This is a genomic window from Paraburkholderia sp. EB58 (assembly GCF_050436665.1).
GTDB lineage: Bacteria > Pseudomonadota > Gammaproteobacteria > Burkholderiales > Burkholderiaceae > Paraburkholderia.
This window is the reverse complement of the sequence record NZ_JBNDMQ010000003.1, coordinates 370,608-382,648: the sequence shown is the minus strand read 5'-3', so window position 1 is coordinate 382,648 and position 12,041 is coordinate 370,608. Positions and strand designations below refer to the sequence as shown.

Here is a 12,041-nt window from a genome sequence, read left to right as displayed (position 1 = left end):
TCTTTGATGGGGATGCCGCTGGCAAGGGCCGCGGCAGTTATGGTTAGGAGCAGAACCGCCTGATGCAAAGCATGCCCGGTGCGTCGCGTGCCTTCGCGGCCCACAAACATGACAGGCACTTTGCGAACCCTTCAGTGGGATGGGCAAACTTCCCCCCGGAAAAAGCCGCTGGCCTGATGGCCGGCGGCCTGATCAAACGATTGCCGGCGTCGAGATCCGACGCCGACTGGACTTGGCGCGCGGTGCCCGATGGCACGGCGCGCCTTACCGTATTCATTAGCGTAAGCGCGCAGCACCTGCGTACGCCGATGAATAGCCCGCTTCGTAGCGCGCGCCCTGAGAAGCGTCCGCGGGAAGCGGGTTTTGACGAAGGGTGTAGTTTGAACTGACTCTCATCTGAAAACCTGAAGGAGAAAATGATGGCAACTGCAAAAAAAGCCGCCGCTAAGAAAGTCGCTGTGAAGAAGGTTGCAGCGAAGAAGGCCGCTCCGGCGAAGAAAGCTGCTGCGAAGAAAGTCGCAGTGAAGAAGGTCGCAACAAAGAAAGTCGCAGTGAAGAAGGTTGCAGCGAAGAAGGCTGCACCGGCTAAGAAGGTCGCAGCGAAGAAGGTTGCAGCCAAGAAAGTCGCAGTGAAGAAGGTCGCGGCGAAGAAGGCTGCACCGGCCAAGAAGGCTGCTGCAAAGAAAGTTGCAGTGAAGAAGGTTGCAGCGAAGAAGGTTGCCAAGAAGGCAGCACCGGCTAAGAAGGCCGCTGCCAAGAAGGCGCCTGCGAAGAAGGCTGCCAAGGCTCCTGCTGCGAAGAAGGCCGCCAAGGCCCCTGCGAAGAAGGCCGCCAAGGTCCCCGCTGCCCCTGCCAAGAAGGCTGCTGCTCCGAAGAAGGCTGTTGCGAAGAAGGCTGCACCGGCACCTGCTGCTACCACTGCAACGAGCGCAGCACCGGCAGCTACGGTGAAGACCGCGTTGAACCCGGCTGCAGCATGGCCGTTCCCGACCGGCAGCCGTCCGTAATTCGCTGACGAGTCGTTAGGCACATCTCGATGTGTCCGATGATTGAGTAGCCAGTCAGTCCCGCTGCTCAATCACCGTCCCGTCGCTGGGTTTCCGGCGGCGGGATTTTTTTTGCCTGCAGCGGTTCGCCTGGGCGCGTTTGCAAAGGACAAAAAAAACGCATGCACATAAGGGCATGCGTTTGAGATTGCGCGCCGCGCCAACCTGCGACGCGAAGCGGTTCAGGGGAAAACCTAGTGCGTGACGCGGGTCACACCGCCGCTCGAAAGCAGCCGCACGCGGTCGCCAGCCTGGAAGATCTCGCCGGTCGCGCTTTGCGTGATGGCGCGGATGTCGCCGTTATCGAGGCGCACCGTGATCTCGAGACCGTCGCGCATCGCGACGCCGTTTTCGACTGCATTGCCGGCCACCGCACCGGCGATACCGCCGATGATGCCCGTGACGATCGAACCCGTACCGCCGCCGATCCTGCTGCCGGCCACCGCGCCCAACGCGCCGCCGCCAAGCGCACCCAGGCCACTCGGCTGGCCGTTGTTCGAACTGATCTTCACTGCGCGCACGCTGTCGACGGTGCCCATGCGGACCGTTTCTTCGCGCTGTGCTTGCGACGCCGTGTAGACATCGGCCGAGCTGCTGTTATACGCACATCCCGACATAACCAGCGAACCGACAATAACGGCGGCTACTACCAGGCGACTTGTTGTTTTCATTCCCTAGCTCCAAATAAGCTCTTCGGCATTACGGCAGGTCGTATCCAAACGCCTGCTTGAACCGTTCGTTGATCTCCGCCCGCGTGGGCGCGTAGTTTTGCGGCCCCTGATGTTCGATCTTGAGCGCACCCATCAGGCTCGCCAGGCGGCCGGTGGTGGCCCAGCCAAGCTGCTTTTCGATACCGTAGAGCAGGCCGCCGCGGAAGGCGTCGCCACAACCGGTTGGGTCGAGCACCTGCTTCGCTTTGACGGCGGGGACTTCTTCCATGCCACCAGCATGATGGATTTGCGCCCCATGCTCGCCGAGCGTCACGATCAGCGCGTCAACGCGGCTCGCGATCTCTTCGATTGACCAGCCGGTCTTGTCGCTCACCAGTTTGGCTTCGTAATCGTTGACAGCTACGTAAGTAGCAAGTTCAATCATGCGGCGCAGCGTCGCGCCGTCGAACAGCGGCAGCCCTTGGCCCGGATCGAAGATGAACGGCACACCGGCGGCGGCAAGTCGTTCGGAGTGCTGCGTCATCGCGTCATAACCGTCCGGTCCCACGATGGCGAGCGTGATGTCTTTCGCCTCGTCTGCGTGGTTCAGGTGCGCCTGCATCATCGCGCCGGGGTGGAACGCAGTGATCTGATTGTTCTCGAGATCGGTAGTGATCATCGCCTGCGCGGAGTAGGTATCCGCCAGCACGAGCACATGCTCGCGCGAGAGGCCGAGCTGGTCGAAGCGGTCCAGATACAGCTGCGCGTCGACCGCTCCGAGCGCACCCATGATGCGCGCATCGCCGCCGAGCAGGTGCAGCGAGTAGCCCATGTTGCCCGCGCAGCCGCCGAACTCGCGGCGCATCGTCGGCACCAGAAAGCTCACGTTGAGGATATGGACCTGCTCGGGCAGGATGTGCTCCCGAAAGCGGCCCTCAAAGGTCATGATGTTGTCGTAGGCGAGCGAGCCGCAAATCAGCGTAGCCAAGGTGAGTGGTCCTCTAGAAATCTGACTGGATAAGAACTTAGCAAAGGTAAAACGCAGGACCATGCGAAAGCGCCGCGCACAAGGCGCGGCGCGGGTCCGGACGCGGGACCGCTTACTTCAGCGCGCCAAGCGCTGCGTCGTAGTTCGGCTCGTTCTTGATTTCGCCGACGAGTTCAGCGTGAACCACGTTGTCGTTTTCGTCGATGACGACCACCGCGCGCGCCGTCAGGCCGGTCAGCGGGCCGCTCGTGACATCGACGCCGTAGGCTTTCGCGAACTCATGGCCGCGGAAGGTCGAAGCGGTCAGGACGTTTTCGATGCCTTCGGCGGTGCAGAAGCGCGACGCCGCGAACGGCAGGTCGCCCGACACGACGACCACGGTGGTGTTCGACAGCTTGCCGGCGGCTTCGTTGAACTTGCGGGTCGAGGTGGCGCAGGTCGGCGTGTCGAGGCTCGGCACGATGTTCAACACTTTGCGCTTGCCGGCGAAGTCGGCGAGCGTGACCGGCTTGAGATCCTTGCCGACCAGCGAGAACGCGGGCGCCTTCTGGCCCACGGTCGGGAACGTGCCGGCTACTTCAATCGGGTTGCCACCCAGCGTGACTTGACTCATGTTGTGCTCCGAAAATTTGTCAGGGATCGACGGTGAATGCGCCCGATGTGTCCCGGGCGCGCAAAAAGCTGCAGCTTGTGTTCAGGGATAAAAAATCTGTACGCGGAAATTCGAGGCCACTGCGCTGCCGGTGTCCAGATGCACGATCATGGTTTCCGTCGTGCGTGCCGCCAGACCTGCTGCGATCGGCGTGCCGGGTTTGACGTAGTCCTGCGGCCACAGTACGCGGCGCACGGCGACATTGTTCTGGTCGTCGAGCAGCGTGAGTTCGATGGCCGGGTAAGCCAGCGCGACGTTGTAGCGGTTGCGCAGCGGCATCTTCAGTTCAAGCTTGTGCGGGCCGTCGATCTGCCGCAGATCGGACGGCTCGACCTGCAGGCCGTCAATGTCGTGCGGTGGCATGACACTGCAGCCAAGCGGCGCGCATACCTGCGCATAAAGTGCCTGCGAGTCCGGCCAGTTCACCATGATAGTCTCGCGCTGCCACCAGGCGAGTTGCGCGAGCAGGCCGACAAGCAGGATGAGGGCGACCAGCACGCCGACGATGCGCCAGCCGAGGCGGCGTGGCGGAGCCGCGCGGGTTTCGCGTACCACGGGGAACGGATCGGTGTCGTCCGCGGCCGGATTGATGGCGAAGGGGGTTGCGGCTGCGGTGCCGAAATGCGGCTCGTGGTCGGGGGCGCTGCGCAGCGCCGCCGCTGCGGTTTGTGCGTCTTGCAGTCCGCGCTCGTCTTCGAGTGGCTCCACGGGGCGCCGAACCGGGCGCCAGACCGGGGCCGGCTCGGCGGCAATCGCGGCCTCTGCTGCGGCGTTGGGTGCGATCGTCGGTGTGACGCGCTCTTCAGCACTAACCGGCTCGGGTTCCATCTCCGACGCAAAAGCGGGTTCCCGATGCACGGCGTTATTTTCGACGCTGGCTGTCGGCAACACGGGTTCGTCGGCGTGCCGCGGCGTGACTGCGACGCTCGCGGCGACCGGCGCGAGCGGAAGATTGGTCACGTTGTGGCGTAGCCGATTGTCGATGGTGGCGTCGGGTTGCGGTGCCCATGGATTCCACGCCTCGGCGCTGAAATCCGGCACCTTCGGACTCGTGCCCGTGGTCCGCGCGGCGACCTCTGTGGGGGAGATCGGGGTGGCCGTGGCGAAGTCGGCGCCTTCGGCGGTTTCATACAGACTGCTGGATGCGTCGAACACTTCCTGGCAATGCCCGCAGCGCACAAGGCCGCGGCGCAGCGCAAGCTGCGCCGGATCGAGCCGGAAGACCGTTTCACAGAAAGGACAGCGCGTCGCCAAAAGCATATTGAGCCGATGGGCCGTGGGGCCGTTGGTTGGACAATACGTCTTATTCTAATGGCTTTCGCGGCGCGTTCCCGTCAGGCACACCCAACCTTCGTGTTCACGCCATACGGCGATGTCGATCCACTGTTGATAAACCCGCGCCACTTCGTCTGCCTGACGCGCGAGGATGCCCGACAGCGCTAGCCGTCCGCCCGGTTTTACCTTCGACGACAGCATCGACGCCATCAGCTTGAGCGGATTGGACAGAATGTTGGCGACGACGATATCGAACTCGCCAGCCGGGCAGTCTTCGGGCAGGCCGTAGACGACTTCAGCGCGGTTGCGCTCGCTGTTGTGGCGAGCCGATTCGACAGCTTGCGGATCGATGTCGATACCGTAGACGGGGTTGGCACCGCACTTCTTCGCGAGGATCGCAAGGATGCCCGAGCCGCACCCGTAGTCGAGCACTGACTGATTCGGCTTGACCGACTGTTCGAGCCACTCCATGCACAGGCGCGTGGTCGGATGGCTGCCGGTGCCGAAGGCGAGACCCGGGTCCAGTTCGAGCACCAGCGCGTGAGGGTCCGGCGCATCGTGCCAGGACGGCACGACCCAGATGCGCTCGCCAATCGGAATCGGATCGAACTGCGATTGCGTGAGCCGCACCCAGTCCTGTTCTTCGACGACGCGCGTGCTGAACGTGGGCGCGGGACTCAAGCCCAGTTCGTTCGCGGCAGCCGTCAGCAGGACGGCAGGGTCGTGTTCCGGCGCCAGCAGCGCGATCACGCGCGAGTGCTGCCATGCCGTGCGATCAGGCGTGAGACCGGGTTCGCCGAAGAGTGGTTGCTCATCGGGCGTATCGGCGTCCGCATCTTCCACCGACACGGACAGTGCGCCCAGCTCAAGCAGCGCATCGGACAACTCCTCCGCGTGCTCGCGAGCCAGTTCGACGATCAGTTCCCGGTAACTCATGACTTACGCTTCTTCCGGTGCGGCCTGCTGCTTCGCGGCCAGCCGGTTTTCGAGGTAGTGAATGCTGGTGCCGCCTTCGACGAATTTCGCGTCGAGCATCAACTCGCGGTGCAGCGGGATGTTGGTCTGAATGCCTTCCACCACCATTTCCGACAGCGCGATACGCATCCGCTTGATGGCCTGCTCACGGGTTGCGCCGTAAGCGATCAGCTTGCCGATCATCGAATCGTAGTTCGGCGGGACGAAATAGCCGTTGTACGCGTGCGAATCGACGCGGATGCCAGGGCCGCCCGGCATGTGCCACGACGTCAGGCGTCCCGGCGACGGGGTGAACTTGAACGGATCTTCAGCGTTGATCCGGCATTCGATTGCATGTCCCTTGAATACGATATCGCGCTGGCGGAAGGCGAGCTTTTCGCCGGCCGCAATGCGGATCTGTTCCTGCACGATGTCGACGCCGGTAATCAGTTCGGTCACCGGATGCTCGACCTGCACGCGCGTGTTCATCTCGATGAAGTAGAACTCGCCGTTTTCGTACAGGAACTCGAACGTACCCGCGCCAAGATAGCCCATCTTCTTGCAGGCGTCTGCGCAACGATCGCCGATGCGGTCGATCAGACGGCGCGCGATACCCGGCGCCGGCGCTTCTTCGATCACCTTCTGGTGACGGCGCTGCATCGAGCAGTCGCGCTCACCCAGCCAGATCGCGTTTCTGAACGAATCGGCCAGCACCTGGATTTCGATGTGCCGCGGGTTCTCCAGGAATTTCTCCATGTAGACCTGCGGGTTGCCGAAGGCACGGCCGGCTTCTTCGCGCGTCATGTTGACCGCGTTGACGAGCGCCGCTTCCGTATGGACCACGCGCATGCCGCGGCCACCGCCGCCGCCGGCGGCCTTGATGATCACCGGATACCCGACCTGGCGGGCAATTTTCACGATCTCTTTCGGATCGTCGGGCAACGCGCCTTCAGAACCCGGCACGCATGGCACGCCGGTTTTGATCATGGTCTGCTTGGCAGTCACCTTGTCGCCCATCATCCGGATCGTTTCCGGGCGCGGGCCGATGAAGGTGAAGCCGGACTGCTCGACACGTTCGGCGAAGTCAGCGTTCTCGGAGAGGAAACCGTAGCCGGGGTGGATCGCTTCGGCGTCGGTCACTTCCGCCGCGCTGATCAGCGCCGGCATGTTCAGGTAGCTCAGGTTCGAAGGCGCCGGGCCGATACAGACGGCCTCGTCGGCGAGCTTCACATACTTGGCTTCCTTGTCGGCTTCTGAATAGACGACGACCGTCTTGACGCCGAGCTCACGGCACGCGCGCTGGATACGGAGCGCGATCTCGCCGCGATTGGCAATGAGAATTTTTTCAAACATAGCGGGTTTTTCGACTCATCAATGGGCGCCACCAGAAGTGGACGCCTCAGATCGCCCCCAACCCTGGCGCTTCGCGCCAGGCCCCCCGAGGGGGCCAAGAAAACTTGGGGCGGCCCGACGTTTTCTTGAGCGGATCGGTTGCGCGCCCCAAGTCTGGCGGGCGCGCGGACGGCAAACGCAAAGCGTGCCGCGTTAGCCGACCACGAACAGCGGCTGGCCGTATTCGACGGCCTGGCCGTTGTCGACGAGGATTTCCTTGACCACACCGGACTTGTCCGACTCGATTTCGTTGAGCAGCTTCATCGCTTCGATGATGCAGATCGTCTGACCTTCCTTGACCGTGTCGCCCACCTGGACGAACGGCTCGGCGCCCGGCGACGGCGCACGATAGAACGTGCCGACCATCGGCGAAGTCACCACGTGGCCTTGCGGCGCAACGGCGGCGGGCGTGGCCGGAGCAGCGGCCGCCGGGGCTTCCGCGAGAGCACCCGCAGCCGGTGCCGGCGCGGCGTACTGCGGAGCGTAGGACGCGGACGGCTGGACGTAAACCGGCGGCGCATTCTTGACGATGCGGACCTTGCCTTCGCCTTCGGTGACTTCCAGTTCCGAAATGCCGGACTCGGAGACGAGGTCGATCAGAGTCTTCAGTTTACGTAGATCCATTGGGCATCCCCTTTCAATGCGTGAAGTGCCGGCGGCGCTGCCTGCCGGCTCAAAATAGGTTTGTTGGAATCAGCCGTGCTGTGAGCCGGCGGCGAGCCGGTCGAGCGCGAATTCGAGTGCGTAAAGATATCCCTTCCAGCCAAGGCCGCAGATGACGCCCTCTGCCTGGTCGGAGAAATACGAATGATGCCGGAATGGTTCGCGGCGATGCACGTTCGACAGATGAACCTCGACGAACGGGATGCCGACCCCCGCCAGTGCGTCCCGAATCGCCACGCTGGTGTGCGTGTACGCCGCGGGATTGATCAGAATGAAATCGGTTTTCTCGAGCCGCGCGGACTGGATGCGATCGACCAGCGCTCCCTCATGGTTGCTCTGGAACGACGCGAGTTCGACGCTGGCGTCCGCTGCACGGTCTGCCAGCGCCTGATCGATCTGCGGCAGCGTCACGCGACCGTAGACCTCAGGTTCCCGGGTGCCGAGAAGGTTGAGGTTAGGTCCGTGCAGTACCAGCAGGCGCGTCATGGTCGCTTCTATTTCCGTGGAGTTGGCCGCACTTTAGCGCTGATTAGAGAAACTTGTCTAGTTTCGCGCGCAGGAGGATTGATTGCGGCGGCTCTCAACGAATCCGTGCGGCGCGCATCTTCTCGCAATTTTATGCAATTTGCGTGCAATCCGGCCTGTTCCGACCACAATTAAAGGTTAGGCGAATGTGAAGTCTACAGCGCGTCGAGCGTCTGTTTCAGCTCTTTCGGCTGGATTTGACCTAATTTTGTCGACCGAACGTTACCTTTTGCGTCGATGACGACGGTAAACGGCAACCCGCCCGCATTATTGCCGAACGCCCGAGCGAGGTCTGCGCCGCCAAAACCGATCACATAGACCGGGTAATCGACTGGCACCTTTTGCAGGAAGGCCTTCACGTTTTTGTCCGAATCGACGCCAAGTCCGACGAATTGGATGCCTTTCTTCGCGTACTCACGATGCAACTGGGCAAGCGCCGGCATTTCCTCGACGCACGGTCCGCACCACGATGCCCAGAAATTGATCACCACCGGGTGCCCTTTGAGGAGGGAGAGCGACTGCGGCTTGCCGTCGGCATTGGTAACGGGCGCTGCCCACAACTGCGTGACAGCACTTTGCGCCTCAGGCTGCGCGGCTTGCGCGACATCCGCGCCGTCTGCATTCAGCAAACTGTGCCCGGCGAATACGCCTACGCCTGCTGCGAGAATCGCTACGAACGCACTTGCCAGAATCCGCTTGCTCTTCATTGTTGTCCGTTCAGTTGTTGGGGGTGGGTAGGCGGCTCTCGTCGAGCAACGCCTGCACGGCTTGCGTGCTGGCCCGGGCATAGCGGCCGCGGGCGTCGGCGCGCACCGCGCCACGTAAGTCATCCGTGCCGTACAGGGCGACGTGGATGCCGACCGGCTCAGCGCCTTGCGCCTCGCGCTCTGGGCGCCACAGGAAACTCAGCGTTTCGACATAGCCGCGACCCGCAAAATGACGCGTCTCAGACACGTCGTATTGCACGTTGGCGTTGAGGAAATAGATCGCGACGTCTTTCGGGTTGTCGCAGAACGCCTGTAGATACACGTCCGAATGATCGCCCGCCGTGCCGTTCAGCACCGCGCCGGTCAGATACGGGTTGAAGGGGGCGAGCCGCTGCATCCAGTCGAGCGCGACGCCGCGCAGGCGGCGCAACACGCCCGGCTGGCTGTCACCCTGGAAGAGCGACTGGTATTCCCGGATTTCTTCTTCGATCTGGTCGTTATCGGGCAGCCATTCGCCGGCCACGCGCGTCTCCCCGACGACTTGCCGCGCAGCTTTGCGCTTGGCCGTCGAGTAGTCCAGACCGTCCTCGGCGATCATCCGCGCAGCGGCGATGGCGATTTCCTCGCGCACCCGCTGCGGATCGAAATGTGATTTGCGAACCATCTCACAATCATACTAGAGAATGAAGGGGGGCCTTTTTGGGGCGGCGAACCGGCGGCCGGCGAACCGGGAAAGGGCACGGGCATCCGGCGGGAGGGGCGTCCATCCAAGGGACGGCCATGCGTGGCCGGCCATCCGGAGACTGGGCTTCCAGCACCGGGCCTTCGCCGCCCGGGTTCCCGTCGCCCTCGCATTCGGCCCGCCTCGCTTTCGGCTTCTGACTCTGGTCCCATGTGCCACGGCTGCGACACTCGGACGCGGAGCGCTCCATGCCTCATGCTCCCGACGACCTAGGGCGTGGGACGCCCGCCCGACATAGGGCGATCCGAGGCCGTCGGTTACAATAGCGACCTTTGCAGACGGACCTTTTCGGCCCCTCCTGCGCTCCATTTCCCACGCAAAAAATACGCCCGCGCGGCACGACAGGCTTATGCATATCCACATCCTCGGCATCTGCGGCACGTTCATGGGCGGTCTAGCGGTCCTCGCGCGCGGCGCCGGGCACACGGTCACCGGCTGCGACGCCGGCGTCTACCCGCCCATGAGCACGCAGCTCGAGGCTCAAGGCATTGGTCTTATAGAGGGTTACGGCGCGGAGCAGCTCGATCTGAAGCCCGATCTGTTCGTTATCGGCAACGTGGTCTCGCGCGGCAATCCTCTGATGGAAGCGATTCTCGACCGCGGATTGCCGTATGTGTCCGGCCCGCAGTGGCTCGGCGAGCATGTGCTGAACGGCAAGTGGGTGCTGGCGGTGGCCGGCACGCATGGCAAGACCACCACGAGTTCGATGCTCACCTGGCTGCTCGAAGACGCGGGGTTGAATCCGGGCTTTCTGATCGGCGGCGTGCCGCTGAACTTCGGCGTATCGGCGCGGCTGACCGATTCGAGCTTCTTCGTGATCGAAGCGGACGAATACGACACGGCGTTCTTCGACAAGCGCTCGAAGTTTGTCCACTACCGGCCGCGCACGGCAGTCCTGAACAACCTCGAGTTCGATCACGCCGACATTTTCCCTGATCTCGCCGCCATCGAAACCCAATTCCATCATCTGGTGCGCACGGTGCCCGGCATCGGGCGGATTGTCTCGAACGGGCGCGAAGTTGCGCTAGACAGGGTTCTCGCGCGCGGCTGCTGGAGCGAAGTGGAGCGCTTCGGCGTGCAGGGCGGCTGGCAGGCGCTGCCGGCGGAAGACGGCGTGCCGGTCGACGAGCGCTTCGCGGTCTATCACAACGGTGAGCGTGCGGGCATGGTCGAGTGGCAGGTGCAGGGCGAACATAACCGCATGAATGCGATCGCCGCGATCGCGGCGGCGCGTCACGTCGGCGTGCCGCCCGCGCAGGCCGCGCAGTCGCTCGCGGGCTTTCGCAACGTGAAGCGCCGCATGGAAGTGCGCGGCAGTGTCGATGGCGTGACGGTCTATGACGACTTCGCGCACCATCCCACCGCCATCGAGACGACCGTCGCTGGTCTGCGCACACGGGTCGGTCGTGAGCGCACACGGATTCTCGCTGTGCTGGAGCCGCGCTCGAACACGATGAAGCTGGGTGTGATGAAGGCGCAACTGCCGGCCAGCCTCGCCGACGCGGACCTGGTGTTCGGCTACGGCGCGCCGTCGGGACGCGACGCGCTGGGCTGGGATCTCGGCGAAGCGCTGACGCCGCTCGGCGACAAAGCCAAGGCTTTCGACAATCTCGATGCGCTCGTCAAAGCGGTCGTGGCAGCGGCGCAGCCCGGCGACCAGGTGCTGGTCATGAGCAACGGCGGCTTTGGCGGCGTCCACCAGAAGCTTCTCGATGCGCTGTCGGAGCGTCCGGAGGCTCAGGCGCGCCCGCATTCATCCGCACGAGGCGAGGCGTGATCCTCTATCTACACGGCTTTCGCTCCTCGCCGAATTCGTTCAAGGCGCGCGTGATGGCTGCGCGCCTGGCCGCTCTGGGCCGTACCGCGGAATGGTGTTGCCCGATGCTGCCGGTGTCGCCGCTCGAGACCATCGCGCTGGCTGAATCGCTGGTTGCCGCGGCTCAACCGCAGCGCGTGACCGTGGTCGGCAGTTCGCTCGGCGGTTACTTCGCCACGCATCTGGCCGAAAAGCACGGCTGGTCGGCCGCGCTGTTGAATCCGGCCGTGGTGCCGCAGCGCGATCTCAGCCGGTACCTCGGCGAGCAGCCGCTTTGGCACGGCGGCGGCAGCATCGTCGTCGAGCCGCATCATCTGGATGAATTGCGCGCACTTGGGGTCGCATCGATTACGCGGCCCGAACGCTATTATTTGATAGCGACCACCGGCGACGAAGTGCTCGATTACCGCGAAATGCTCACCCACTACCCGGGCGCCCGCACCACGCTGATTGAAGGCAGCGACCACGCGATCAGTGAGTTTGAGCAGTACGTCGACGACGTGCTCGCTTTTTGCGACGCAGAGGATTTAGAACCGCCGGCGCCACGCGCGGCAGCCTGATTCATTGATACATGCCGCCGGCGCCCAGCATGAGCGCGGCGGACCCACCACCACGAACACGTTGCCGACGC

General features: G+C 63.4%; 14 protein-coding genes. 4 read left to right on the top strand and 10 right to left on the bottom strand.

Annotated elements, in window-relative coordinates; all coding sequences use genetic code 11:
* The first annotated feature begins 62 nt into the window (after window positions 1-62).
* Both P3T40_RS06915 and P3T40_RS06910 read left to right on the top strand, forming a co-directional pair.
* Complete coding sequence (locus P3T40_RS06915; RefSeq protein WP_429266932.1) at window positions 63-389, top strand: hypothetical protein; 327 nt, start codon at window positions 63-65, stop codon at window positions 387-389.
* Window positions 390-419: 30 nt separating this feature from the next.
* Window positions 420-1,007, top strand: coding sequence for a histone H1-like DNA-binding protein (locus tag P3T40_RS06910; protein ID WP_429266931.1), 588 nt, complete (start codon window positions 420-422; stop codon window positions 1,005-1,007).
* A gap of 233 nt (window positions 1,008-1,240) precedes the next feature.
* Here the strand turns inward: P3T40_RS06910 and P3T40_RS06905 are convergent, their stop codons facing one another.
* From P3T40_RS06905 to P3T40_RS06860, 10 genes are all read right to left on the bottom strand, one after another.
* Window positions 1,241-1,717, bottom strand: a complete 477-nt coding sequence (locus P3T40_RS06905) for a glycine zipper 2TM domain-containing protein (protein WP_429266930.1) — start codon at window positions 1,715-1,717, stop codon at window positions 1,241-1,243.
* 28 nt (window positions 1,718-1,745) lie between these two features.
* Window positions 1,746-2,684 carry a carbohydrate kinase family protein gene (locus P3T40_RS06900; protein ID WP_429266929.1) on the bottom strand — a complete coding sequence of 313 codons (939 nt, stop codon included), beginning with the start codon at window positions 2,682-2,684 and terminating at the stop codon, window positions 1,746-1,748.
* 112 nt (window positions 2,685-2,796) lie between these two features.
* The gene (gene tpx / locus P3T40_RS06895; protein WP_429266928.1) at window positions 2,797-3,297 is read right to left on the bottom strand and encodes a thiol peroxidase; all 501 of its coding nucleotides are present in this window, start codon (window positions 3,295-3,297) and stop codon (window positions 2,797-2,799) included.
* Window positions 3,298-3,378: 81 nt separating this feature from the next.
* Window positions 3,379-4,596, bottom strand: coding sequence for a DUF3426 domain-containing protein (locus P3T40_RS06890; RefSeq protein ID WP_429266927.1), 1,218 nt, complete (start codon window positions 4,594-4,596; stop codon window positions 3,379-3,381).
* A gap of 48 nt (window positions 4,597-4,644) precedes the next feature.
* Window positions 4,645-5,547 carry a 50S ribosomal protein L11 methyltransferase gene (prmA, locus tag P3T40_RS06885; RefSeq protein WP_429266926.1) on the bottom strand — a complete coding sequence of 301 codons (903 nt, stop codon included), beginning with the start codon at window positions 5,545-5,547 and terminating at the stop codon, window positions 4,645-4,647.
* 3 nt (window positions 5,548-5,550) lie between these two features.
* A complete protein-coding gene (gene accC / locus P3T40_RS06880) occupies window positions 5,551-6,918 on the bottom strand; it encodes an acetyl-CoA carboxylase biotin carboxylase subunit (protein ID WP_429266925.1) in 1,368 nt (455 codons plus the stop codon).
* A gap of 192 nt (window positions 6,919-7,110) precedes the next feature.
* Window positions 7,111-7,581, bottom strand: a complete 471-nt coding sequence (accB, locus tag P3T40_RS06875; RefSeq protein ID WP_429266924.1) for an acetyl-CoA carboxylase biotin carboxyl carrier protein — start codon at window positions 7,579-7,581, stop codon at window positions 7,111-7,113.
* A 69-nt stretch (window positions 7,582-7,650) separates the two neighbouring features.
* Window positions 7,651-8,106, bottom strand: a complete 456-nt coding sequence (gene aroQ / locus P3T40_RS06870; RefSeq protein WP_429266923.1) for a type II 3-dehydroquinate dehydratase — start codon at window positions 8,104-8,106, stop codon at window positions 7,651-7,653.
* A gap of 194 nt (window positions 8,107-8,300) precedes the next feature.
* On the bottom strand, window positions 8,301-8,852 hold the full coding sequence (locus P3T40_RS06865) for a TlpA family protein disulfide reductase (protein WP_429266922.1): 552 nt from the start codon (window positions 8,850-8,852) through the stop codon (window positions 8,301-8,303).
* Window positions 8,853-8,862: 10 nt separating this feature from the next.
* Window positions 8,863-9,516: a UDP-N-acetylmuramate--alanine ligase gene (locus P3T40_RS06860; protein WP_429266921.1), complete on the bottom strand. Its 654-nt coding sequence runs from the start codon at window positions 9,514-9,516 to the stop codon at window positions 8,863-8,865.
* Between the two features lie 427 nt (window positions 9,517-9,943).
* Here P3T40_RS06860 and mpl point away from each other — a divergent pair, with 427 nt between their 5' ends.
* Window positions 9,944-11,371, top strand: coding sequence for a UDP-N-acetylmuramate:L-alanyl-gamma-D-glutamyl-meso-diaminopimelate ligase (mpl, locus tag P3T40_RS06855; RefSeq protein ID WP_429266920.1), 1,428 nt, complete (start codon window positions 9,944-9,946; stop codon window positions 11,369-11,371).
* Complete coding sequence (locus P3T40_RS06850) at window positions 11,368-11,970, top strand: YqiA/YcfP family alpha/beta fold hydrolase (protein WP_429266919.1); 603 nt, start codon at window positions 11,368-11,370, stop codon at window positions 11,968-11,970. The genes mpl and P3T40_RS06850 overlap by 4 nt, the downstream gene beginning before the upstream one ends.
* The last annotated feature ends 71 nt before the right edge of the window (window positions 11,971-12,041 follow it).